Source organism: Streptococcus sp. HMSC064D12 (genome assembly GCF_001837205.1).
In the GTDB taxonomy this organism is placed as follows: domain Bacteria; phylum Bacillota; class Bacilli; order Lactobacillales; family Streptococcaceae; genus Streptococcus; species Streptococcus salivarius_D.
Genome location: NZ_KV831727.1, coordinates 1 through 25,250, shown reverse-complemented (window position 1 = coordinate 25,250; position 25,250 = coordinate 1). Strand labels below are relative to the sequence as shown.

Below are 25,250 nucleotides of genomic sequence, written 5' to 3'. Positions count from 1 at the left end.
AAGTTCTTTGTATTATTTTTGGTAACATTCTAGTATTGTATCTATGTCTTTACTTTATCCTAAATTTACAAATTACATCGGACTATATTAACCAAGTTTTGGTTTACAACTTTACACAACTTGCTGTAGAAAAAAATGACTTTCTACTTACGTTAGCTTACCAAAGTTTTGCTGTCATCGGCTCTGGATTACTTATTGGTGCACTGACTACAAGCAACCACCTTCTTGGCGATGCTAAAGATAAGAGTATCAAGTGGGTACTACTCCTTAGTTTTATCTTTACAGTAGTTTACAGCTTGTTCTCTCAAAGTTTTGGACTTTACAGTATTCTCAACATCGTACCTTATGGTCTAGTCTTGACAGCGCTTTCTTTAGATGATGCTATTAAAAAGAGAGCAGAGCGAACTTCTCACCGACGTCGTAATGGTAACCAGATTCACACACTTAAAGTTTTTGGTATCTTCCTTAGTCGTAATTACTTCTTACCTATTGCAGTCTTTGCATTTGCTTTCGCAATGCCAATCATTATGTTCCTATTTAATTTAGGAAATAATACTGAACGTAGTACTGTTGCAAATTACCTCGCTAAAAATACCAAAAAAGATGAAACTATCTACGTTTACGATTCATCAGCAAAAATTTATTTGGAAAGCGGTCGTAAAGCAGCCTCACAATTTGTTCTTCCAGAACTTAACACAGCTAAATCTAGTCATCAGAAAGCTCTCTCAGATACTATTATCCAAGATTCAGCACAATATATAGTTGTTCAACAAGATACACAACTACCTTCTGATGTTAAATCTACACTTTCAAAAAACTATAAAAAAGCCCCTGTAAAAGGCGTTGAACGATACACTGTTTACGTCTTAAAATAGGTCGAAAAATCAATATATAGTGGTTGAGATAAAAATATACCACAATATATTGATTTTTTTTTGCCTAGTGCTATAATTAGTAACGAGGTGATTTTTAGATGATTACATTAGAAAAAGAAAAGGTTACAATCAACCCTGATATCAAAGTCATCAAACGTGATGGTCGTATGGTTGTCTTTGATTCAAGTAAAATATATGAGGCTATCCTCAAAGCAAGTGAGGCTATTACACCTATCACACCATTAATTGAAGCAAAGTTGGAGGGAATTGCCAACCGTATTGTTGCTGAAATTAATGACCGCTTCACTCAAAATATCAAAATATATGAAATCCAAAGCATAGTAGAGCACGAGTTGCTAGAAGCAAACGAGTATGCTATCGCTCAAGAATATATTAACTATCGTACCAAGCGTGATTTTGAGCGCTCTCAAGCCACTGACATTAATTTCACCATTAATAAACTTGTTAATAAAGACCAGGCTGTTGTTCACGAAAATGCTAATAAGGACAGTGACCTTTACAATACACAACGTGATTTAACCGCAGGAATTGTCGGAAAATCTATTGGACTTAAAATGCTTCCTTCACATGTGGCGAATGCTCATCAAAAGGGGGATATCCACTTCCACGATTTAGACTACAGTCCTTACACACCTATGACTAACTGTTGCTTGATTGACTTCAAAGGCATGTTGGCAAATGGTTTTAAGATTGGTAATGCTGAAGTTGAAAGTCCTAAATCCATTCAAACTGCAACAGCACAAATTTCACAAATCATCGCAAATGTTGCCTCTAGTCAATACGGTGGCTGTACTGCAGACCGTATCGATGAGTTTTTAGCTCCTTACGCAGAACTTAACTACAAAAAACACTTAGCTGATGCTAAAGAGTGGGTAGCTGAAGAAAAACGTGAAGACTATGCACGCGCCAAAACGCGTAAAGATATCTACGATGCTATGCAATCTCTTGAATACGAGATTAATACGCTTTTCACTTCGAATGGACAAACTCCCTTTACCTCTCTCGGTTTCGGTTTAGGGACAAACTGGTTTGAGCGTGAAATCCAAAAGGCTATCCTACAAGTTCGTATTTTAGGACTTGGCTCCGAACACCGTACTGCCATTTTCCCTAAACTCATTTTTACCTTAAAACGTGGACTTAACTTAGAGCCTAGCTCACCTAACTACGATATTAAGCAACTAGCTCTTGAATGTGCAACAAAGCGTATGTATCCAGATGTCCTATCATATGACAAAATCGTTGAATTGACGGGTTCCTTTAAAGCTCCTATGGGATGCCGTTCCTTCCTACAAGGGTGGAAGGATGAAAATGGTGTCGAAGTTAATTCTGGACGAATGAATCTGGGTGTTGTAACCCTTAATCTTCCTCGAATTGCCCTAGAATCTAAGGGAGACCAAGATAAATTTTGGGAAATTTTTGAAGAAAGAATGGGAATTGCCAAAGATGCACTCGTCTACCGAGTTGAACGTGTCAAAGAAGCGACACCTGCTAATGCCCCCATCCTTTATCAGTATGGTGCCTTTGGTCAACGTCTAGGTAAATTCGACAATGTAGATCAACTATTCAAACATCGTCGTGCAACTGTATCACTTGGTTATATTGGGCTTTATGAAGTAGCATCCGTTTTTTATGGTAGTGACTGGGAGACTAATCCAGAAGCCAAAGCGTTCACGTTAGATATCGTTAAAGCTATGAAAAATGCTTGTGAAAGTTGGTCTGACGAATATGATTATCATTTCTCTGTTTATTCAACACCATCAGAGAGTTTGACGGATCGTTTCTGTCGTTTGGATACTGAAAAGTTCGGTGTCGTGACTGATATCACAGATAAAGAGTATTACACCAACTCTTTCCACTACGATGTTCGTAAAAATCCAACACCATTTGAAAAATTAGAATTCGAAAAAGCTTACCCAGAAGCTGGTGCAACTGGTGGATTCATCCATTACTGCGAATATCCAGTCCTCCAGCAAAATCCAAAGGCACTCGAAGCTGTCTGGGACTTTGCTTATGACCGTGTCGGTTACCTCGGAACGAATACTCCAATCGATAAATGCTACAAGTGTGACTTTGAAGGGGACTTCACCCCAACAGAACGTGGATTCATGTGCCCTAACTGTGGCAACACAGATCCTAAAACAGTTGATGTTGTTAAACGTACTTGCGGCTATCTAGGAAATCCACAGGCACGCCCAATGGTTAAAGGACGCCACAAAGAAATCTCTGCTCGAGTCAAACACATGAACGGTTCAACCATAAAATATGAAGGTAAACACCTTTAATAAGACCTAGAATACATTATAATAAACTAGAAGCAGCTGGATGATATCTTCCAACTGCTTTGCTTATTTCATTTTTAGAAAGGAATATAATGGGAAAATATCAATTAGATTATAAAGGTATGCAACAAGTGGAACGTTACCACGAAAAAAATGCAACCGTCAAAAACGATAAAAAAGCACGTGTCCAAGCCCTTTTGAAAAAAGCTGGAAAGAAGAAATAATATGATCTTACGCCGACCGAGCCAAACAGATAAAGAAGCTATCTTAGAGATGATGGCTGAATTTGAAAGGGAGCAATCTGCTCATGATGGTGGATTTTGGAATCCCGACAATTTTGTTTATGAAGAGTGGCTAGAAGAAAATCTTCAAGCGGAAGCGGGACTCAATATTCCTGAAAATTGGGTTCCTGCTATCCAGCTAGTTAGTTTTGACGAAGCAGGTCATGCTCTTGGCTTTCTCAACCTTCGTCTCCGATTAAATGACTACTTACTAGAAAAAGGGGGCCATATTGGCTACTCAATCCGTCCCTCTGAAAGGGGCAAAGGCTATGCAAAAGAAGCTCTTCATCAAGGTCTGCAAGTGGCTAAAGAAAAGAATATTCATCGTGCTCTGGTCACTTGTAGTATCAAGAATCCTGCTAGTCGAGCTGTTATATTAGCCAACGGTGGCCAGTTGGAGGACATTCGCCATGAAACTGAGCGCTATTGGATAGATTTGGAGTAGAATCATGACATGGAATACACCAAAACCACAGGAATGGAAGTCTGAAGAACTTAGCCAAGGACGTATTATTGACTACAAAGCTTTTAATTTCGTTGATGGTGAAGGCGTGCGTAACTCCCTTTACGTCTCTGGTTGCATGTTTCATTGCGAGGGATGCTATAACGCTGCCACCTGGTCCTTTAAGGCAGGAATTCCCTATACTAAAGAACTTGAAGAACAAATCATGAGGGATCTAGCTCAACCTTACGTACAAGGTCTCACGCTACTTGGTGGTGAACCCTTCCTAAACACAGGAATTCTCATTCCCCTAGTCAAACGCATTCGTAAGGAACTCCCGGAAAAAGATATCTGGTCTTGGACTGGTTATACTTGGGAGGAGTTGATGCTTGAAACTCCTGATAAACTAGAACTTCTTCAACTCGTTGACATTCTCGTTGACGGCCGCTTTGACATCACTAAAAAGAACCTTATGCTCCAGTTTCGAGGATCATCTAATCAACGTATTATTGATGTCAAAAAATCTCTTAATCAGGGAGAAGTCGTTATTTGGGACAAGCTAAATGACGGTCAAACTAACTATGAACAAGTCGATCGTAAAGATATGCTATAAAAAAGTCTGAGCTTATAACTCAGACTTTTTTATGCAATTTTAACAAAAACTAGCTCATTATTAGAGGATAAATCCTCACGATAGTTAAACTCATCAAAAGACAATTTTCGTAAATCATTAATCGTTTGACAATTCTCCTCCATAACAGCTGTCAAAAAAGCCCCTCTTGCCTTTTTGGAAATCGTAGAGTGAGTCTTAAGAACCCCATTGCGGTCTTCCATAAAACTAACCGTGAATAACTGCTTACGAAGAGTTGGACTAAAAACATCCTCGAATTCACTCGAAAGCAAAGAAATAACCGGAACTTGATTCTCCTCCAGAAATTGATCATATTCGGCACGCCAATAGTTTTTTAAGGACTGACCATCAACCTTAATCTTCGTATGAAAGTCATGACGATGTTCCTGAATCGGGTAAAAAGCAGGAATGATTCCATAAAAAGAAGATGTGATAAATACTCGTTGGCCTAAGAAATCTTTTTCACATGTGGATAAGTCACTACGTTTGATGTGACGATACATCAGACCATTAAAAAGCTCGACGGCCGGATAGTTCTTCGCTTCTCCCGACAAAATCGCACCCCAGCGCTGCTTTTCTTTCTCAGCCTGTTCAGGCTTTATTTTATAAGCTATGGATAATTCATCTGGGGACAATTTTGCCATTTCAGTTAGGATAGCTGCACTCTTTTCGGATAGTTTTTGAGACGGAACTTCCTTACTGGCCTTCATTTCTTTTGCGGTTGGAATTAAAAATCTAATCATACTGATATTGTAAAGTCAAGCAAGCATTTCGTCAAGAATTCCTCCAACAAAAAAGAAGCTAACGTTCGTCAACTTCCTTTTTTGTTAGTCATCTAAATCAACAAAACGACCTAGAATATGTACATTTTCTGCGATAGAGACAAAAGCTTTAGGATCTGCTTTTCTCATATAATGCTTGAAGTCAGTATACTCTTCACGCGTAATAATCGCCAGTAATACTGCTTTCTTTTCGTGATTATAAGTCCCTTCCGCATCATTAATCATCGTTACTCCACGATGGAGTTTCTTCTGAATCATCCTTACAACTGGGTCGGGATTACTTGTGACAATCATAGCCTGCATTTTCTTTTGTTTTGTGAAAATCGCATCTGTTACTCGACTAGAAACAAAAATAGTCACCATTGAATAAAGAGCATATTTCCAACCAAAAAGAATGCCCGCAAAAACCATGATAATCCCATTGACAATCAAGGAGATATTACCAACATCACGGCCTGTTTTCTTACGAATAGTGAGGCTAACGATATCCGTCCCTCCACTAGAGATACGTGATTTTAAACCGAAACCAATCCCCGTTCCCATGACCAAACCACCAAAGATAGCATTAATCAAAGGATCCTCTGTCAAGATTACATGTGGCATCACCTGAATAAAAAGGGAGCTCATCGTTACTGTAATGAAGGTAAAGATAGTGAATTTATGGCCAATCTTATACCAAGCCATAATCAAGAGAGGTATATTAATCGTATAGAAAGTCAATGATACTGGTATCTCAAAGCCCAAAGTTCTAACACTCAATGCCGATAAAACCTGTGCCAAACCTGTTGCTCCACTGGAGTAAACATGTCCAGGTTGAAAAAAGAAATTAACGGCGATTGACGATAAGAGCCCGTAAAGTAAAGAGGCTGAAACTTTTTCAGTATATTTTTCACGGGAAATACTACGTGCAGCCTGCAAAACGCCCATTTTCTTCGCAGACTTTTTCGCTACAAATTTAACATGTTTATGAAGAGGTGCTTTATTCATTTTCTAAATCTACATGAAGGGCAAGTTCTTCCAACTGTTTATCAGCCACAAGACTTGGAGCCTGAGTCATAGGATCTGATGCCTTATTATTTTTAGGGAAGGCAATCACTTCACGGATATTATCTTTACCTGCAAGAAGCATAACAAAACGGTCAAGACCGATAGCCAAACCACCATGTGGTGGGAAACCATAGTCCATAGCCTCAAGAAGGAATCCAAATTGCTCATAGGCTGATTCTTCAGAGAAACCAAGGGCTTTCAACATACGTTCCTGTAGGTCTTTATGATTGATACGTAGACTACCTCCACCAAGCTCATAACCATTCAAGACAATATCATAAGCTACAGCACGTACCTTGGAAAGATCTCCTTCAAGCTCTGCTGCAGAATCTTCTGTTGGCAAAGTAAATGGGTGGTGAGCAGACATATAGCGTCCTTCTTCTTCAGACCACTCAAACATTGGCCAATCGACAACCCAAAGGAAGTTAAACTTAGTGTTGTCAATCATGTCAAGTTCTTTAGCAATTTGATTACGCAAAGCACCAAGTGTGTTATTAGCGATTTCAAGTGTATCTGCTACAAAAAGAACTAGATCATTCTCTTCAAGGTGTAAAGCATCTGTCAACTTATCTTCAATACTTGTCAAGAATTTAGCAACTGGACCTGCTAGAGCTCCGTCAGTCATCTTAACCCAAGCAAGACCTTTAGCGCCAAATTGTTTGGCAAACTCTGTCAACTTGTCAATACTTTTACGTGAGTATTTGTCTGCATTTCCTTTAACAACAATTGCCTTAACAGCTGGTGCCTCAGCAAATACTTTGAAGTCTACACCCTTGACAACCTCTGTCAAGTCTTGTAAAAGCATGTCAAAGCGTGTATCTGGCTTGTCAGAACCATAGTTATTCATGGCATCATCATAAGACATGCGTGGGAATGGTAATGTAACTTCAATCCCTTTAGTTTCTTTCATAACCTTAGCAATCAATCCCTCTGTAATATCTTGGATTTCTTGCTCATTAAGGAATGACGTTTCCAAGTCAACTTGTGTAAACTCAGGTTGACGGTCTCCACGCAAATCTTCATCACGGAAACACTTAACAATTTGATAGTAACGGTCAAAACCAGCATTCATCAATAATTGTTTAGTGATTTGAGGACTTTGCGGAAGAGCATAAAAGTGACCTTGGCTAACACGGCTTGGAACCAAGTAATCTCGAGCACCTTCTGGTGTAGATTTTGTCAACATTGGTGTTTCAACATCGATAAATTCCAAGTCATCAAGATAATTACGGATGGCGTGAGTTACCTTTGCACGGAGCTTAAAGTTTTCCAACATCTCTGGACGACGAAGATCCAGATAGCGGTAACGCATACGTGTATCATCACTAGCCTCAACACCATCTTTAATTTCAAATGGTGTTGTTTTGGCAGTATTAAGGACTTTAAGGTCTTCAACTTTAAGTTCGACAGCACCTGTAGGCAAGTTATCATTAGCTTGTTCACGCGCTTCAACAGTTCCTGTGACTTCAATAACAAATTCGCTACGCAAACTTTCAGCTGTTTCAACAACATTAGCGTCCGCATTTTCAGGGTTAACAACCAACTGCATCAAACCTTCACGGTCACGAAGATCGATGAAAATCAAACCTCCGAGGTTACGACGGCGAGATACCCAACCTTTCAAAGTAATAGTAGTTCCGATGTGTTCACTACGAACACGTCCGGCATACATAGAACGTTCCATAAATACACTTCTTTCGTTAATTTTTTAGTCTTAACTATTATAGCAAAAAGCCCATCAAAACCCCACCCATTTCAGGTTAGAATTTAATAGACTTTCTTTTTTATAAAACTATTTGCCAAATTGTTTCAACAAATCACTAGTATCCACGTAATCTTCAGCAAACTCTTCAAAATCTTCAAAACGATAATCAGCTTTTTCTAAGTCAAGTAAACTATTCCAACGGAATCCGTAAACATCTTCAATGATAACACTAAGTTCATCGGTTTCCTCGTCTACCTGCCATCCCAAATAACGTTCCTGTGTTTCAAAACTTAAGACCACATCTTGACAATCTTGACGCCAAACTTGACCGAGTAATTGCTGGCACATCGCATGATCACTTGCAGGCTCATCATTAAACCAAGTAATGTCATGTTTATCAAGAAAGGCAATCAATTGCCAAAACTGTTGTTGGAAACGAATGGGCATACTACGATCAAAAGCCAAACTGAACTTTTCACTCCGTTTGAGCATATCAACTATACTAACCATATGCCCCCTACTTTTCTAACTGTTTGAGGACTGCTGCAAAATTGTTAGTTAGCTCTTCGAAACTTACAGTAACTTCCTCACGAGTAGCGTTATTTTTGACATTGACCTGACCCGACTCCACTTCACTCTCACCTAAGGTGATAACCGTCTTGGCCTTGAAGGTATCTGCTGACTTAAATTGCGCCTTAATCTTACGTCCAAGGTAATCACGTTCAGCCTTAAATCCTTGATAGCGGATAGCTTGAACTAACTCAAGAGCTTTGCCATTAGCACCTGAACCAAGTACTGCAATGTAAACATCCAGATTTTCTTCCACCGGAAGCTCAATACCTTGTTTATCAAGAACCAAAAGCAAGCGTTCTAAACCAAGTCCAAAACCAAAACCAGCTGTTTCTGGACCACCGAAGTATTCAACCAAACTATCGTAACGACCACCCGCACAAATTGTCAATTCAGACTTATCAACAGTGGTAATAAATTCAAAAATCGTGTGATTATAGTAATCAAGACCACGTACCATATTAGTATCAATCACGTAAGGAATGTTAAGACTATCAAGCATGGTACGTACTTCGTCAAAGTGCGCTTGACTTTCTTCATCTAAATAATCAAGGATAGAGGGAGCATTTTCAACGGCAACCTTATCTTCTTTTTCTTTTGAATCGAGTACTCGCAAAGGATTTTCATCCAAACGACGTTGACTATCTTTTGACAAACTTTCACGCATTGGTGTCAAATAGTCAATCAAGGCCTGACGATAAGCCAGACGACTCTCAGTATTTCCAAGGCTATTCAAATGAAGGGTAACATCCTTAATGCCTAGCGTATTAAAGAGTTGGTAGGCCATAGCAATGGTTTCAACATCTGTTGCTGGATTTTTTGATCCAAAGCACTCTACACCTAGTTGGTGGAACTCACGCAAGCGTCCTGCTTGAGGACGTTCATAACGGAACATTGATCCAATATAATAAACTTTAACAGGTTTTTGGACCTCTGGCGCAAAGAGTTTGTTTTCTACATAAGAGCGTACAACCGGTGCTGTTCCTTCTGGACGAAGTGTAATATGACGGTCTCCCTTATCATGAAAATCATACATTTCCTTAGTAACGATGTCAGTTGTATCACCTACTGAACGTGAAATGACCTCGTAATGTTCAAACATAGGTGTACGAATTTCACCATAATTGTATTTCTTAAATGTTTCACGTGCAACATTTTCCACGTACTGCCATTTGGCGCTATCAACAGGTAAAATATCCTGCGTTCCCTTAGGTTTTTGAAGTTTCATAATGATGATACAGGCCTCAAATAGACCTGCCCTCCTTTTCCGTTATTACAGATATAATCACTCTATTCTATCATAATTTACATAGCTTTTGGGAAATGGTGGAGGATTTTTCAACGTAAGAAATAAACAGACCTCTCGGTCTGCCACAATCATTAATCTTCCTTATAAAGAATGAAGGTCACAATGAAAGATACCACAACAGAAATTACAAGACCTGCAATAGCTGTGTAAAAATATTTAAGTGTGTCTTCACCGATATACGCTGCAATCGTCAAGAGACCTGGGGAACCACCCGCAAAATTTCTCGCACCTAAAATACCAAGGAAGAAGCCACCTACTCCCCCTGCAACAATAGATCCTATAAGGGCTGCTTTATTTTGCAAAGTTACCCCATAAAGAGCCGGTTCCGTAATCCCACAAATCGCAGTAATTCCAGCCGATGAAGCCAGAGCTTTCTTATTGGTATCCTTAGTTTTTAAAGCAATAGCAAGAGCTGCTCCACCCTGAGCCACATTTGAAGCCAAAGCACCTGGCTGTGCAATCGTATCATACCCAATAGTCATACGGTTATTGATTCCAATGGATACTAAGCCATAGTGAGTTCCTGTTGTAACCATTAACGGGAAGGTTGCCCCTACAATTGTTGGAACAACCCATGGGCCAAAGTTTTCCAACCACTTAAAGAAATCCCCCAACCAGTTACCTATGACAGCACCAATTGGACCTAAAATCAAAAGTGTTACGATTGCAGTAATTAATGTCGTAATCATAGGAACCAAGAAAAACTTTACAGCCTTTGGTGAAATTTTAATCGCAAAGCGCTCCACGTAACTCATAAACCAAACTGCCAAAATAACAGGGATAACCGTTGATGAGTAAGAAGTTAATGTAAGAGGAATACTAAAGAAAGAGACGCCATGACCTGATTCCTTGGCAGTTGTCACAATCTGAGTAAAAGTTGGGTGTAATAAAATAGCACCAATCAACATCCCCAATTGAGCATTCGTCTTAAACTGTCGAGCTGCTGAGGCACCTAAAAATACAGGTAAGAAATAAAATCCAGCATCGCCAATAAAATTAAGAACTTGATAGTTAACATCATCTACAGCTACTACCTTAAAGACAACCAAAAGGGACAAAACAGCCTTGATCATCCCTGCTGCTGTAATTACTGGTAAGATTGGGGTGAAAATCCCAGAAATAAGAGCTAAAAAGCTTTGAAGAGGAGTTCTATCTTGTTTTTCCGATGATTCCTTAGATACTTCATCCAGATCCAATAAACCTTCTAAAGCGCGGTATACATTTGGTACATCACTCCCAACAACAACTTGATACTGGCCACCACTCTTAGCCAAACTCACCACACCATCGATAGCTTTAACAGCCTCATCATCAGCTTTAGAATCATCTGCTAAGGTAAAACGTAAACGTGTCGCACAATGGGTTAGATTCTGAACGTTCTCCTTTCCTCCTACAGCTTCTAAAATTTCTGTCCTATCTCTTTATAATCCATGACACTTCCTTTCTATATTCATAAAAATAGAGAACAAGCTGAGCCTGTCCTCTGCATTTTTTCTATTATGACCAAACTTTATCAGTAATTGTTTTAATCAATTGCAATTTATTCCACTCATCTTGCTCAGTCAAGATATTACCTTCTTCAGTTGAGGCAAAACCACATTGAGTTGAGATACCAAGGTTCTTAAGTGGTACAAGTTCAGCCGCTTCATGGATACGAGCAATGACAGCATCTACATCTTCCAAAGCTGGATCCTTAGAAGTAATCACACCAAGTACCAATTCAACATGATCACGGTTATTCCAAATCGTTGGAAGTGGTGCGAAGCTACCTGAACGCGCATCATCGTATTCCAAGAAGAAGATATCATAGTTCAATTGACCAAGATATTTAGCGACTGAATCATAGCCACCTTCAAAAAGATAAGTTGACTTAAAGTTCCCACGACAAATGTGAGTAGCCAAAGTCAAATCTTCTGGAAGACCTTCCAAAGCTTTATTGATAGTGTATACATCATCCTCAGCAATTTTTGCCAACTCAGCTGTTTTCTCAGGATTATTTTTTTCATTCTCAAACTGTTGAATCAAATAACCCCAAGTCGTATCATCCAATTGTACATAACGTGCACCCAAATCGTAGAAATGTTGGATGGTATCATGGTAAGCTTTAGCCAAATCATCAAGGAAATCTGTCCATGAATCATAGTAATCAGCATAAAGATCACTACGGTGGTCACGGTTAATGATGAGTGATGGACTTGGAATAGTTACTTTTGGAGTAATTCCTTCAGGAGTCACTGATTTAAGATATTCAAAGTCACGATAGAAAGGATGATTAGGATTTTCAGCAATTTTACCATTGATACGAACGTTAGTTGTACGTGTCTTAGCTCCATGGAATTTATATGAATCCTCTTGTTGGTAAGCTTCAAAACCAGTTAGGTTCCATAGGAAGTCAAGGTGCCACCAAGAACGACCAAATTCACCATCAGAAACGACTTGAAGGCCATTTTCTACCTCATGATGAACCAATTCCTTAACCAATTCATCTTGTACTTTCAACAATTCCTCTTGCGAAATCTCACCATTGGCAAATTTTTCACGTGCTTCTTTTAAAGCTTGTGGACGAAGGTAAGAACCAACATGATCAAAATGATAATGAACTTTACTCATAGTTATTTACTCCTTTTTATTCTTTCATTTAATGTAATAATAAGCCTATTCTAGCACTTGCTGTTATAGCTGTGAAATATGTATTTACTATCACATTGTATAGTTTTTAACTATATATTTTCTTGAGAAGTTTTTTGTCAAGTAACTTTACTTTACAAAAAAGATATGTTATTCTGTTATAGTTGATTTAAAATCAAGAACATAAATATTAATTCGGAGGAAATAAAGAAATGGCAGTACCTGCACGTCACACTTCAAAAGCGAAGAAAAACAAACGTCGTACACACTACAAATTGACTGCTCCATCAGTACAATTTGACGAAACAACTGGAGATTACTCACGTTCACACCGTGTATCACTTAAAGGATACTACAAAGGACGTAAAATCGCTAAAGCTAACGCAGCTAAATAATAGAAGGGAGATACCATGCGCGTAAATATTACACTTGAACACAAAGAATCTGGTGAACGCTTGTACCTTACTTCAAAAAACAAACGTAACACTCCAGACCGTCTTCAATTGAAAAAATACTCACCAAAATTGCGTAAACACGTAATCTTTACTGAAGTAAAATAATTAAGATAAGAAAAGCCTATGAAACTCATGTTTCTAGGCTTTTTTCGTGCTTAAATTGCGGTTTTGTCTGATTTTTGTCTGATTGAATTATTTCTAACTTTTATTTACCAAACTATTATTCCCTTACAACAGCTTATTAAAAATGATACAATAGAAAAAAGTCAACTTATAGGAGAATGACTATGAAAACACAGGCAATCGAAGTAACAAACCTTGCTAAGTCGTTTGAATTAAGCAAGGGTAAGACTATTCAGATTTTAAACGGTCTCAGTTTCTCAGCTAACTATGGTGAATTCATATCTATATTAGGTGTCAGTGGTTCTGGAAAATCAACACTATTAAAATGTATGTCAGGTCTATTGCAACCAAGTCAAGGAAAGGTTGAGATTCAAGGTTTAGATCCCTATCAAACTAGTCCTAATAAACTTGCTAAACTAAGACGTGAGTCCTTAGCATTTATCTTCCAATCCTATAATTTGGTACCTGCACTACCTATTATTGAAAATATCGCCTTACCTTTAAGATTATCAGGCAAAAAGGTCAACAACCAAGAGATACTTGATTTACTGGAAAAATTGCAATTTAAGGCAGATAGCAAAGCCTTCCCTTCAACCTTATCTGGTGGTGAACAACAAAAAATAGCTATTGCACGAGCTATTTTAGCAGATAGTCAGATTATTTTTGCAGATGAGCCTACTGGTGCGCTTGATAGTACCTCTCGTCAAATTGTTTTTGATATTTTAAGAACACTAGCTAATCAGGGGAAATGTATCCTCATGGTTACTCACGATATTGAGCTAGCTTCAAAAACTGACCGAGCACTCATCCTTAAGGATGGTTTGATTTCCCAAGAAATTATAAAACCTAAGTCTGAAGAATTAACTAAGGCTTTAGGTATAGAGACTGATGTAAGGGAGAGATAAATCATGTTAAAACTCATTTATTACCAATGGAGATATAGTTGGAAAGAATGGACCGCAACTGTACCTGTCTTTTTTATGGCAAGTCTCATTTCAGGGATATCCCTTTCAGGCGACTTTAATATTATAGCAAACAAGGACGTACTACTCAGTGTTCAAACAGACCCAAGCCCAGTATTCCTTATGCCCATTTTCTTTGGCGGGCTAACTCTTTTTCTTATTATTTCCAGTCTCATTGCTAGTCTTTTAGATTATTTCAAATCGGATTATCAACTTTGGGAAATTTTAGGTGCTAACCGCTGGCAGTTGTCAATTTTAGTTGCTGGACAAATTAGTTTAATGGCATTTATTTCCAGTATACCTGGTGCTCTCATTGCAACACCGATAAGCCGTTACTACTATTATTATTTACAGAAGTATTTTGGCAAAGGTATGATGCCAGATTTAAACTTTGGTTCTCAACCGTTGGCACTGCTTGCTACCGTAGCTTTAATTTCAAGTCTCGCTTTTGTTAGTGGGTACTTCTATACCAGTAAACTCCTTAAACAGAAAGTCGAGCGAAAAACTTTTAAATTTTGGATAATTGTTAAGAAAGCAGTCCCATGGGCTATTTTAGTTGCCCTATATGCTTCCCTTTTATTTATGTTTTATCATTCAGAACCATTATTGGGTACTGGTTCCTTGCTTTACCTCATGCTAGTCAATGTTTTTGCTATCTATGCTCTATCTCCCTATCTTCAAATTGGTATTATCAAACTTTTATCACCCGTACTACTTAGCCACAGGTACGCCCCAATCCTTGCAAAATGGCAAATTCTAAGTCAAAAATCTTATCTTAAAGCCATTAACGCTTCGGTTGTTACAGGAATTACATTGGTTGGGAGTTTTCAACTACTCTCGCAAAATATCTTTTCTTTCAAAAAGACGGTGAATTAGAATTATTAGTTTCCTTTATTGCCTTTTTCCTAGCTCCTGTACTATTAATATTAGCAAACGTAGTCTCTATGACATTATTGTCTGTCCGCCAGGAGGCCAAAGAGCAGGAACAGTTAGCCACATTAGGAGTTTCCCCTGCTCAACTGTTGCATACAAAACTTTGGGAAAGTCTTATTATAACGGGACTCGCGTTCTTTATCTCCCTAGTGATTAACCTTGCAATGATTGGTCTGATGAACCATTCACTCAGATTGTTGAAAATGGGAATGACTAATTGGACAGGTCTTTTCCTTCCAGCTATCATCCTATCTACACTACTCTTTCTTTTGACTTTCATCACTAAAGTAAGCCATATTAAGAAACAAACATTTTAAGAAAGAAGCCTATGAAACGCATGTTTATAGGCTTTTTTCTAATGTTCAAAATTCTATTTCATCTCGTTTTTATCTGATTAAAGTTTAACTTTTGTTACTCAATCAACTTCTCTAGCTTTTCAACCGCTCCTCTCATGGTGTCTTTTTGTTTCTTAATCACGTGGAGATAGACACGTTCAATCTCCTTAGAATCCTCCGAGTGTCCGACAAATTCTCGAATGGTTGGGAGATCAATGCCTTCACTTGCCATAATGGAAATAAAGCTATGGCGAAACATATGAGGAATGACATGAATCGGTCTACCAAAGTCTAGGAAATTATCAATATCTTTATAGGGCTTACCTGCCTTCTTATTATACTTTACTGACTGACTGGAACCACCTCTCAGGAATTGTGATAGCTCGTTGTGATAAAGCGGAGAACCTTGCCGATTACCTGCCCTGATATAGGTTCTAGTAAAGAGATATCCCAAGTCTTGGTAAGTCGGATTGAATTGAGCTTGAAACTTATTTCTGTCAATGTAGTGTCGCAAGATTTTCTCTACCTCAGGGCTCATTGGAATCGTACGAACACTTTCCTTAGTCTTAAGGTCTGCTCGGTAACGTTCCTTTTCATCAAGATTAAGAGATTCCATAACCTCATCTGATTTATTTTTACTTGCCCTCTGCCAATGAACCTTTATCCACTTTCCCTCAAAATCAAGCATATCTTCATTCAAGCCCAAAACTTCACTTGGTCTCATGCCTGTTAGGAAAATCATTCTCAACACATCTGCGATAAGTTGATTATCAGGCCTATTTGTCCAGCTTTCTATCAGGCGGAGAACATAGTTAACTTCGCTTGCTTCTAGGTATTTTTCCGCAATATCTTCACGTTTCTTGTTTTGCTCCTCACTCTTTGTCAGAACTCGCCTTTTAACCTTGTTATTAGCAATCGGGTCTTGTGTAAGAGTAATTTGTCCATTTTCCACTGACCAGTCAAAAATCATCTTAAGGTAGATATGCAGGTTTCTTGCCATGTGCATAGAAGAAACATTGATAAGATTTTGAATTTCATCTGTCATAGAGGCAAATTTTGTGATAGACATTCTTGTATCAAAGTTAGGCTCAATATAACGGTTGTAGATAGTAACCCTTGTTTTAAGGGTATTATTGGCTGGCTTAACCCTCTCATGCCATACTCTAAAGGCTTTACCATAAAGATTTCCATCTTCATCAAAGGGCTTGGCGATTTCTTCTAGGGTTAAAATCCTCTTTGCTTTCTTGGGTGTTACGCCTATTACCTCAGCAATATAGTCATCAACTAATTTATTTAGTTCTTGCGTGACCTGTGTAATCAGTTGCGAGTTTTTAATATCACTGACCAAGAGACGCTCTTTCCCTGATGATGTTTTCTTACTTGGTCTTGCCTTAGTAGTAAACCACCCTTTACTAGCACCTGTAGAAAGGTATTTCTTGTGAGATTTTTTAGTAGTAGGGTGGGTAAATCGCATAGCGAATTTCACCAAGACGTTACCCGCCTTATTAGGGTCTGGTCGCCAAGAACTGATGATGAGTACTCTTGAACCATTATCTCTCATAGGTACCCCCTACACCATCTTTGCAACATACTGGTTAGCAATTTTGTAGTCAAACCATACTACAAAGACTTCCGAGTGGATAAAGACGTTGCCATGCGTTCCTTTGATACCGAAGGCGTATGGACTGTCTTTCATCTGACGAATGTAGCTATTAAGTGTTGCAACTGTCATGCCATGCCAGAGTTCATCTAAAAAGACAGATTTTCGGTACCAGTTACGGGTCAAGTCAAAATCATGTTCTGTTTTTAATATTGCCATTGAATTCTCCTTCTATTCTAGTTATAGTCAAGATAGGTATTTTTAGAAAGGCGGATTGTAGCGTTTCACAAGTCGTCTTTTCTTATGCCCCAATAGGCTGAGCTTAATTGCTCTTGTTTGTATTGCTGAATGTCTGTTTCGTCTACTTTCGTTAGCTTAGATATACCAAGCTCAAGTAGGTGCTGAATATAATTATCTGCCTTTTCTTGTCCATGTGATTCTGCTTTTGCCACATAGAGTTTCCCGAGTGTTCGTGAGACTTGTTTTTCTGTCCATAGCTCAGACTGTTTTAGAGTTGGCTTCATTCGCTTAACACTCAAGACAGTCTTTTCTTTTGTCTCTAGGTAGTCATTCCACCACTTTACATTTTTTCTTCGCCAACGGTTAGAATCCTTGTCTCTCGGACTGACAAAACGATAATGTCCGTTAATTGCCTCAAAGTAAATCTCTTTGAGCGGTCGCCCATCTTTTATCTGTTTAGCTAATAAATTTGCCTTTTCTTGCCAACATCTAAGCTCTGCTCTTGTCCATGATGATGGCGTTTCTGGTAAATCTTTGTCTAGTTTTTTCTCTAACAGCTTGTTATAGATACACCATTGCTGAGTACCTCTAACACCAATCGTTACCATCTCACCAACCTTTTCACCATTTTCAAGAATACTCTTTTCATGGTAATCAAAGGTTTTAGCAGTTGATATGCAGAGTTGCCTTTTACAGTAACTGTAAATAAGTGGGACGGATAGGCTGTCGTCAAAGATATCATTGGCGATATCTAGCCTTGTGACGTTACTATGATATTCAAAAATACGCTTCATTAATGCTACCCAATTATTGACATTGCTTTCCATGTATTCTTCATATTGACGGCACCCCTGCCCTCTCAGTTCGATAAAGACCCCCATTTTCGATTCCCAATCCTTATTGAAATAAACCTTTATCTCTGAGAAGGCATAATGCCGTTGGTACTTGTTTATACCCCATTCATTGAGGACAAACTTGTCTTTAGGAAGAATGAGGATTTTCTCAATGACATCATCTGGGGCTAAACCTTTAATCGTTACAGCTAAATAGTCTAACATCACTGAGTTATCCATGTTTAGGCTCCAATAAATTTAATATCGGTTGCCACTAGCTTTAAGCCACCCCAATTTCCACCACCATTACTGTTAGCTCGCCAACCAAGGTGGACTTCTGGATTTACAAGTTCTACTACGAGAGAGTTCAGCTCATCCTTTTCAACGGATTTAGCTAACTTGTCAAGATTATCTACAATCTCCAAACGAATGCTCTTAAGGTCATCAGGGGAATAACCCAAGTCTTTCAAGGCCTGAATTTTGTCTGTATCTTGTACAGAACAAGTAATTTTAGCCACTTCATCTGTCGCAATGCTTTCGCCATTGATATTTTTATAGACTGGAGCAACCCGTGAAGAAAGGATAGTCACTTTCTTTGGAATGTCAAATTGTGATTTATCCAATTTCAAATCGCCTACTTTTACAGTTTCGTCTGTTAAGTTAAATTTTGTCATGTATTTTTCTCCTGTTCATAAAAACTACGCCTACATGAAATCCTTCGTAAACCATTGATATCATGGGCTTTATAAAGGTTCTTTCGTGAATTTTGCTTCAAATCGCCAAACTCCTTGCGTATCAAGGGATTTGACCACATTTCATGTATGTGTGCACCCCCTAATAGGGGCTGGGGTGCAAATGTCAAATCGAGTTCAGCCGTTTGCCACCTTCCCCACCTGCTCTGGGCTACCGTGTTGACCACTCGCCCAGCGGTGGGGTGGCGAACCGTCTTCATCGATGAAAGAATCCAAGTCTCTTAGATGATTTCTCTTCAGTCTCTTTCTCCAAGGTCTGGATTCTAGCCAGAAGCACTTCTAACTCCTGTTTCAACTTTACTAGGTTCCTTCGATAATCTTCTTGGATTTCCTTAAAGGAGACCTCTAGCTCATCAACAAGTTCTCTAATAGGCTTTTGAGAATCATTTTCTTTAGAAAACCCATAAGCGCTTAGAATTGCACTTTCTAGCCCCAACGAAGACTTCTTATCAGCAATCGCTTGAAAATGGTTTAGGTCATCTTCTGTAAAAAGATAAACTTTAGAATATGAGTTTCGACCCGTTCTCACCCTACTTTCTTTAAATTGAGTATCGGTCAGGCTTTCAATTTTTAATCGCCACTTTTTCAGTGTTGAAACTGAGTTAAGACCGTCAACCCTGTCCACAACTTCTTGATAATCGTATTCATTCATTAGCTTACCTGTGTTTTCTGATTGAGAAAGTCAGTCACAATCTGCAAAGCTCTAGATTCAATTAATCGCGCAGATCCCGTACCCTTGATAAGGTGATAGAGTTATCTGGCATCCAAATCATTACAATACTCTGGTTTGATTAAGACTATCTCTTTTGCCTCTTATAAGTAGACTACCCGCTCTATTATTTGTAGTCCCATACCTGTTAAATTCATAATTACCCTCTTTTCTGATTTTGGATAACTACCATGTATCCGAAATATCTGGTATAATTACAGCAATTAGATTTACTGTCCTTGAACGATGTACTAGGTTGTTCAAGGATTTTTTGTACCTTCCTTTCTTTTTTTGATTATTAGATTAGCTCCTTTCTATCGAACATATACGTTTTTATGTACGAATGATGTAAATTTTTTTGAGCAATCCTAATGCTCACCAATAATTATATACGATATCATACACGGCGTCAAGTGTTATCTCCAAAAAATGTACGATTTTATAAACTCCTGTGTTATAATTGTCTAAGAGGTAACTTATGTTTGAAATACTTAAACCTGATAAAAAGTCTGTGGGGCGAAGACTTAGACAAGTCAAGGATGAATTAAATTTATCCTTTACAGATTTTGGAAATCGTCTAGGACTCAAAAAATCAACCATTAATGCATATGTTAGAGGAGATAACTTAGCTCCTCTTGAAGTTTTAGAGAAAGTGTCAAAAATCTATGGGAAACCTGTAGGTTGGTTTTACTATGGAGAATTAGAAGAATACATTGAACTTTATCTTAGAAAACTCGGTTATGGTAAATTTCTAGACGAATATCCTGAAACCCCATTAAAGATAAAAGATGAGCTTTTTAGGATTAAAACAGATCCAATACAATCAGTCACAACTAACGGAGGGGTAAGCATTGGAACATTTGAAAATCCTGACTGGGAAAATGATTTTGGTTACCCAAGTGAAGGCTACTTAGACGACATCTTCTTTGAAATGCTCTATGACACGCTAAAAAATTCAATTAGACAGGAAGCTCAGAACTATCTAAGTCAGCAAAGGGGTCTTGATGATACTAAAGTCAAAGAACTTTCTGATTACTTTGCCAATCAAATCTATACTTCATATGATTTTATCGGAAATCTAGAAAATCTTACCAAAGATAAAATCAAACAAGAAGTTAAAGAAGGCTATGAACGCCTACTTAAAGATTCACCTCAAGTAGGCGTAGAAGTTAGCTATGATTCCAATTACTTACTTGGTTTTCTGATAAATACACTTGCGGATAGCCAAACAACAAGACAACTACTTTCTGATATATCCCAAGCAACAGTCGGTATGCCTTTTTCACAATTTTATGAAGGTCATGAATTAGTTGAGGTCATTCAATCCGTTAGACCACGCCTGATAGAACTTTATAACAATACAACCTTTGACGATTGGACTGACTGGGCGGAAAAATAATCATTTGTTTTCGCGTGATTTTCGCGTGATTTTCGATACCCTTTTAAAACTAACTACTCAAAAATGCCTTAAAATCAATCAAATTTGAGTGTTTTCGAAACAAAATTACGCGCGGTTTTCGCGTGATTTCCTATAAATTGATTTTTAAAAGTTAGGAGGAAGAGATGTGAAATTAAAAATTGAAGGAAACGATTTAGAATACAAAAAAGCTAAAAATGCACTCCCCGATTCTTTCTGGGAAACATATTCTGCTTTCGCTAACACCAACGGTGGAAAAATTATTTTAGGAATTGATGAAAAGAATGAAGATCCTTATCAAGGGGTAAACGACCCTCAGAAAATTCGAGATAATCTATTTGCTTTAGTTGCAAACAAACAAAAAGTTAGCTGTAACTTGCTAACAGATAATGATATTGAGTACGTAAGTATTCCTGATAAAGAACGTCAGCTTATGGTAATAACAATACGGGAAGCCAGTAGTGACCAAAAGCCTGTCCATCTAAAAAATGATTTCAGAGAATCTTACAAAAGGTTAGGGGAGGGGGATGTTAAACTCGACAAGGAAGAGTTGAAATATCTTATGGCAAGTTCTCATGATGATATTGATAGCGAACTCCTAACTAACTATGACGAAAATGATCTCAATATTGAAACAATTAAGGAATATAAAAATCTATTAGTTGAGCTAAGTGGAAATACTAAGTATATCAATATGCCACTCAGAGCCTTCTTAACTGAAATTGGTGTGTTCAAGAAGGATAGGACAGATGGCATCTATAAGTTGACCGCAGGAGGATTACTGTTTTTTGGAAAATATAATTCTATAATTTCTAGGTACCCTAAATTTCAATTAGACTACTTTGAAAAGGATAACTCACTTTCTACTAGGTGGAATGACAGAGTTTCGACAGGGGATATGATGTACCCCGATTTGAACATGTATGACTTCTTCAATTTGGCATATAAGAAATTAACTGCAACAACAAACGATAGGTTCGAACTCAATGATGAATCTGCCCATCGTTTACCATTTAAAAAAGACTTATCTGAATCCATACGTGAAGCACTAGTGAATTGCTTAATGCATGCTTACTATGATTTTGATTCACCTATCGTTATTACCGCATATAATGATTTTTATGAATTTAAGAATCCTGGAAAAATGAAAATTTCCATCCCTGAATTTATACATGGTGGTACATCCAAAACACGAAATAGTACTATTTCATCACTATTTAGAAGAATCGGGATGTCGGAAAAGGCTGGCTCAGGTGGTCCTAAAATTTTTGATGTGTCAGAAAAGTACAAGTTGAAAATTCCTGAGGTCACAACTACTTTCGATAGCACAATCGTAACCATTTGGAAAGTAGACTTATTGTCTTCATACCGAAACATATCAAAAGACGAAAAGACTATTCTCAAGTATATAATCGAAAATGGAAACATCAGCAAAAATGATGTCATTGAGAATAATCTGATGACAGAATATAAGTTTAGAGAAAATTTGAAAACTCTGCAAAATAAGAGATATATAGAAATCGTCGGAAAAGGGCGTTCAACCAAATATGTACTCCCTAGAACCTCATCTGAACAATATCACATCATCAAACAACAAATTAAAAACCTTGGTGATTTTATGACCAAACACTAAAATTTGTCTGATTTTTGTCTGATTGAAACCAAACCAAGGTCAAAATCACTCTATCTTATCAATAATTGAAGAATTGAAAAACCCATTAAATCAACGTTCCTGCTCATCATGAATATTGCTAAATCACACATTACACTCACTGAAGTAAAATAATAGAATTAAAAACCATGAAAATCTTATTTTCATGGTTTTTCTATTACTCAAAGAGGATCTCCTATGACAAAAATAGAAACATTTAGATGGCGTATGTGGCATGTTTATCTCCTTATTTTTATAACCATCCTACTTACAGGTACATTCGTTCGCTATGGTTATAGACTTCAAGCCGCTTATTCCTTAGACGATAGACTTTACGACTATACTAACAAAAAAGTTACTGTAACATCCTTTCAAAACGTCAAAATTGGAAACTTTAACGTTTTAGGTGTTAGGTTTGGAAATGAAAAAGCACTTGAGAGAAGTCAATTAGCCGTCGGTCGCACCTATCTAGCCTTCCAAGAATCTAGGTATAAAGCATCTAAACACAAGAAGGACTCTAAAAATTATGATATTATTCACTTTTATCAGCTTGGTAAAGACACTGGAAAAGGACACACTATTAATGTACTAGACCTTGCTAAGAAACTAGGATATGATAATCCTGGTTCCATGGATAATACCATGTACTCCGATGGTAGGGATGAGTTTGTGAAATTTTCATCCTATGACAACGAAAAAGTATTCTATGTCAATTTACGTACCCATAAGGCAACTAAAACCAAACCAGCAAAAGTCAGTCAATACTACGGATTTGCTAAACCTTACCGCTATCTCCTTTCAAAGGATAATTTTTCTATAGGTCATAAAGATGATCCCCTCACTATCAACTCCATGCCCCTTATCTGGACCAAAGAAAGAAATTTTGCTAATTACAAAGATCAAGACGCTAACGAATACAGTGACCAATCGCTCAAAAAAAGATTCAGCCTAATTATCGTAACAACTGATTCACTTAATTTGGATGATGCCATTAAACTCCAAAAAGAGTTAACACCAGATAAGGAGGATATCTATTGGTATTTTACAAGTACTGATACAACGACTGGACACCTCGAGGAAGTTAAAAGTCAAAAAGATTACAACCTACTAGTTAAGGAGAGTCATAACTAATATGGTAAAAAATAGCTCCAAATACCTTAAAATTACTATGCCCTTGATTTTATTATTGACCATGATTGCTATCTTTTTCTATTACAATGCTCAAGAAAATATTAAAGGGTTTTATAAAACTCGTGGATTTCAAGGAAAGGTACAAATAACTGGTATCGGATGGGCAGATAAAATTACTTATCGTATGAATAAAGAAGATGAGGTTAAACATTACCTGATTTTCCATATTGATTATCAAGAGACCATTAATAACAAAAAAAGAACATGTAAAGACTCAACTTCCTCTCCATATTCAAGATTTACTCTATCCTTACATTGCCAGCCCAACAGAAAGCGACTCAGATTTTAATCGCCAAAATAGTGAATATAAGATTTTACCTGATGAAAGAGAATATGGGGACGACTTTGTTAAAAAGTCTATTAAAATCAACCCTAGAAATCAAAAATTTATCAATGATATCTCTAAAGCTTTAAGTACCGAGAAAGATTTAAAAAATATTATTGTTCAGATAGAACCTGTACCATACACCATACACGACGCTCTATACTTATGAGAGGGGACATTCTAAAGCGCTAGGTGGCTATTATGATTTTTCACTTAAAGATGCTCTACGAAACAATCAACTTACTGTTCAATTGAGTTTTCCTTCTGGTTCCACGACTAAAGAAATTGACTTACATTCTCAATTAGAACAGGTACTTAAAAACTCTGAACTACCAGATGGATGGTATATCTTAAATCAAAATAACGACTTTCCAAAAGAGGTACATATTGATGACAATCAAATTAGAATTAACTGAAAAAAGAACTCAGAGAGAATTATCTGAGGAAGAATGGGCTTTCCCTATTTGGAGATAGGCAGCTTTCTCACTATTTGACACCCTAATCCTAGTTAGTCCCTTGACAAGAGAATTTATTTATCCAGGGGGGAGTGATTCTCGTTTTTACCTAGGTAAATCATTGGGTAACTTGATGCTAGATGATACACAACGCTTCATCTTTATTATTATCATTCTAACTCTGTTGCTACCTGCTTTTGCCTTAATCATAGAAAGCCTATTATTTTCAAAAGGATATCCTCCACTTTCAATAATATGTAGCTGTCTAATTTTTGTTAGTGCAACAGTCCTATTTGTCTATAGTCTCAGTATTGTCCCAGATTTTTGGAGCTTTACAATTTATTGTTATATGCTTTACCTTCTCTTCAACATATGTAACTCCCTCAGAAAAATCAATAGAATCATCAATCTTAGGCAGAATAACACCAAAGCATAACAGCCTCTATCTACATAATACTCCCCTTTTAGTATAGGAATGACACAAATGAAACAAAAAAATCTTGTCTACTCTGAAGTTGACCACCTAGCTAAAAGCTTAGATATTAATTTTAAAAATCATTTTAGGAATACTCTAGACTCCTGTCCCAGAAATAAATTTCACTCCTTTGGTAGCAAATAAACAATGTAATTCATAGTAAAAAAGATCAACAATAATATGTTGATCTTTCAGATTGAAGACAAAGTCCTCAGAAGTTATAC

25 protein-coding genes and 2 pseudogenes are annotated in these 25,250 nt (G+C 37.5%); 14 read left to right on the top strand and 13 right to left on the bottom strand.

The genetic code is table 11. The features are described from left to right. The 5 genes and pseudogenes from HMPREF2697_RS02730 to nrdG all read left to right on the top strand — a co-directional run. Positions 1–875 (top strand): annotated as a pseudogene (locus HMPREF2697_RS02730) (hypothetical protein); the annotation flags it as partial. 98 nt (positions 876–973) lie between these two features. Next, entirely contained in the window at positions 974–3,178 is a 2,205-nt protein-coding gene (gene nrdD, locus HMPREF2697_RS02725; RefSeq protein WP_013991297.1) for an anaerobic ribonucleoside-triphosphate reductase, read from the top strand. A gap of 89 nt (positions 3,179–3,267) precedes the next feature. Next, a complete protein-coding gene (locus tag HMPREF2697_RS10660) occupies positions 3,268–3,399 on the top strand; it encodes a hypothetical protein (protein ID WP_002885877.1) in 132 nt (43 codons plus the stop codon). Between the two features lies 1 nt (position 3,400). Further along, positions 3,401–3,901, top strand: a complete 501-nt coding sequence (locus HMPREF2697_RS02720; protein WP_013991298.1) for a GNAT family N-acetyltransferase — start codon at positions 3,401–3,403, stop codon at positions 3,899–3,901. A gap of 4 nt (positions 3,902–3,905) precedes the next feature. After that, positions 3,906–4,511, top strand: a complete 606-nt coding sequence (nrdG, locus tag HMPREF2697_RS02715) for an anaerobic ribonucleoside-triphosphate reductase activating protein (protein ID WP_013991299.1) — start codon at positions 3,906–3,908, stop codon at positions 4,509–4,511. Positions 4,512–4,540: 29 nt separating this feature from the next. Here the strand turns inward: nrdG and yaaA are convergent, their stop codons facing one another. The 8 genes and pseudogenes from yaaA to HMPREF2697_RS02680 form a co-directional block, all read right to left on the bottom strand. Then, positions 4,541–5,272: a peroxide stress protein YaaA gene (gene yaaA / locus HMPREF2697_RS02710; protein ID WP_013991300.1), complete on the bottom strand. Its 732-nt coding sequence runs from the start codon at positions 5,270–5,272 to the stop codon at positions 4,541–4,543. An 84-nt stretch (positions 5,273–5,356) separates the two neighbouring features. Further along, positions 5,357–6,298, bottom strand: a complete 942-nt coding sequence (locus HMPREF2697_RS02705; protein ID WP_013991301.1) for a YitT family protein — start codon at positions 6,296–6,298, stop codon at positions 5,357–5,359. After that, positions 6,291–8,042 carry an aspartate--tRNA ligase gene (gene aspS / locus HMPREF2697_RS02700; RefSeq protein WP_002885629.1) on the bottom strand — a complete coding sequence of 584 codons (1,752 nt, stop codon included), beginning with the start codon at positions 8,040–8,042 and terminating at the stop codon, positions 6,291–6,293. Before aspS ends, HMPREF2697_RS02705 begins: the two co-directional genes overlap by 8 nt. Before the next feature lie 108 nt (positions 8,043–8,150). Continuing rightward, positions 8,151–8,573: a hypothetical protein gene (locus HMPREF2697_RS02695; protein WP_070847217.1), complete on the bottom strand. Its 423-nt coding sequence runs from the start codon at positions 8,571–8,573 to the stop codon at positions 8,151–8,153. Positions 8,574–8,580: 7 nt separating this feature from the next. Beyond that, on the bottom strand, positions 8,581–9,861 hold the full coding sequence (hisS, locus tag HMPREF2697_RS02690) for a histidine--tRNA ligase (RefSeq protein ID WP_014632507.1): 1,281 nt from the start codon (positions 9,859–9,861) through the stop codon (positions 8,581–8,583). Positions 9,862–10,013: 152 nt separating this feature from the next. Next, positions 10,014–11,216 carry a PTS transporter subunit EIIC gene (locus tag HMPREF2697_RS02685; RefSeq protein ID WP_231593851.1) on the bottom strand — a complete coding sequence of 401 codons (1,203 nt, stop codon included), beginning with the start codon at positions 11,214–11,216 and terminating at the stop codon, positions 10,014–10,016. 81 nt (positions 11,217–11,297) lie between these two features. Next, positions 11,298–11,348 (bottom strand): annotated as a pseudogene (locus tag HMPREF2697_RS10655) (PTS transporter subunit EIIB); the annotation flags it as partial. Between the two features lie 91 nt (positions 11,349–11,439). Beyond that, positions 11,440–12,552 carry a vitamin B12 independent methionine synthase gene (locus tag HMPREF2697_RS02680; protein ID WP_002885813.1) on the bottom strand — a complete coding sequence of 371 codons (1,113 nt, stop codon included), beginning with the start codon at positions 12,550–12,552 and terminating at the stop codon, positions 11,440–11,442. A 230-nt stretch (positions 12,553–12,782) separates the two neighbouring features. On the opposite strand from HMPREF2697_RS02680, the gene rpmF reads away from it, so the two are divergent. The 5 genes from rpmF (at position 12,783) to HMPREF2697_RS10100 (ending at position 15,360) form a co-directional block, all read left to right on the top strand. Further along, the gene (rpmF, locus tag HMPREF2697_RS02675; protein WP_002885630.1) at positions 12,783–12,965 is read left to right on the top strand and encodes a 50S ribosomal protein L32; all 183 of its coding nucleotides are present in this window, start codon (positions 12,783–12,785) and stop codon (positions 12,963–12,965) included. Positions 12,966–12,980: 15 nt separating this feature from the next. Further along, a complete protein-coding gene (gene rpmG, locus HMPREF2697_RS02670) occupies positions 12,981–13,130 on the top strand; it encodes a 50S ribosomal protein L33 (protein ID WP_002262412.1) in 150 nt (49 codons plus the stop codon). A 182-nt stretch (positions 13,131–13,312) separates the two neighbouring features. Beyond that, positions 13,313–14,053, top strand: coding sequence for an ABC transporter ATP-binding protein (locus HMPREF2697_RS02665; RefSeq protein ID WP_070849558.1), 741 nt, complete (start codon positions 13,313–13,315; stop codon positions 14,051–14,053). Positions 14,054–14,056: 3 nt separating this feature from the next. Continuing rightward, positions 14,057–14,986, top strand: coding sequence for an FtsX-like permease family protein (locus HMPREF2697_RS02660; RefSeq protein ID WP_083319673.1), 930 nt, complete (start codon positions 14,057–14,059; stop codon positions 14,984–14,986). After that, positions 14,923–15,360 carry an FtsX-like permease family protein gene (locus HMPREF2697_RS10100; RefSeq protein ID WP_306806824.1) on the top strand — a complete coding sequence of 146 codons (438 nt, stop codon included), beginning with the start codon at positions 14,923–14,925 and terminating at the stop codon, positions 15,358–15,360. The genes HMPREF2697_RS02660 and HMPREF2697_RS10100 overlap by 64 nt, the downstream gene beginning before the upstream one ends. A gap of 94 nt (positions 15,361–15,454) precedes the next feature. Here HMPREF2697_RS10100 and HMPREF2697_RS02655 read toward each other — a convergent pair whose 3' ends face one another. The 5 genes from HMPREF2697_RS02655 to HMPREF2697_RS02630 form a co-directional block, all read right to left on the bottom strand. Continuing rightward, the gene (locus HMPREF2697_RS02655) at positions 15,455–16,939 is read right to left on the bottom strand and encodes a tyrosine-type recombinase/integrase (protein WP_070849556.1); all 1,485 of its coding nucleotides are present in this window, start codon (positions 16,937–16,939) and stop codon (positions 15,455–15,457) included. A gap of 9 nt (positions 16,940–16,948) precedes the next feature. Next, positions 16,949–17,197 carry a hypothetical protein gene (locus HMPREF2697_RS02650; RefSeq protein ID WP_070438735.1) on the bottom strand — a complete coding sequence of 83 codons (249 nt, stop codon included), beginning with the start codon at positions 17,195–17,197 and terminating at the stop codon, positions 16,949–16,951. 65 nt (positions 17,198–17,262) lie between these two features. After that, positions 17,263–18,291 carry a replication initiation factor domain-containing protein gene (locus HMPREF2697_RS02645; RefSeq protein WP_070849554.1) on the bottom strand — a complete coding sequence of 343 codons (1,029 nt, stop codon included), beginning with the start codon at positions 18,289–18,291 and terminating at the stop codon, positions 17,263–17,265. Positions 18,292–18,293: 2 nt separating this feature from the next. Next, positions 18,294–18,725 carry a hypothetical protein gene (locus HMPREF2697_RS02640; RefSeq protein WP_049553537.1) on the bottom strand — a complete coding sequence of 144 codons (432 nt, stop codon included), beginning with the start codon at positions 18,723–18,725 and terminating at the stop codon, positions 18,294–18,296. 274 nt (positions 18,726–18,999) lie between these two features. Then, the gene (locus HMPREF2697_RS02630; protein ID WP_070849550.1) at positions 19,000–19,455 is read right to left on the bottom strand and encodes a hypothetical protein; all 456 of its coding nucleotides are present in this window, start codon (positions 19,453–19,455) and stop codon (positions 19,000–19,002) included. A 535-nt stretch (positions 19,456–19,990) separates the two neighbouring features. Between HMPREF2697_RS02630 and HMPREF2697_RS02625 the strand changes: the two genes are divergently transcribed. From HMPREF2697_RS02625 to HMPREF2697_RS10650, 4 genes are all read left to right on the top strand, one after another. Beyond that, positions 19,991–20,911 (top strand): helix-turn-helix domain-containing protein, encoded by a 921-nt coding sequence (locus tag HMPREF2697_RS02625; protein WP_014632498.1) that lies wholly within the window; start codon positions 19,991–19,993, stop codon positions 20,909–20,911. A gap of 166 nt (positions 20,912–21,077) precedes the next feature. Continuing rightward, on the top strand, positions 21,078–22,562 hold the full coding sequence (locus tag HMPREF2697_RS02620) for an RNA-binding domain-containing protein (protein ID WP_014632497.1): 1,485 nt from the start codon (positions 21,078–21,080) through the stop codon (positions 22,560–22,562). A 216-nt stretch (positions 22,563–22,778) separates the two neighbouring features. Continuing rightward, positions 22,779–23,711 carry a hypothetical protein gene (locus tag HMPREF2697_RS02615; protein ID WP_070849548.1) on the top strand — a complete coding sequence of 311 codons (933 nt, stop codon included), beginning with the start codon at positions 22,779–22,781 and terminating at the stop codon, positions 23,709–23,711. Between the two features lies 1 nt (position 23,712). Continuing rightward, complete coding sequence (locus tag HMPREF2697_RS10650; protein WP_013991322.1) at positions 23,713–24,060, top strand: hypothetical protein; 348 nt, start codon at positions 23,713–23,715, stop codon at positions 24,058–24,060. The last annotated feature ends 1,190 nt before the right edge of the window (positions 24,061–25,250 follow it).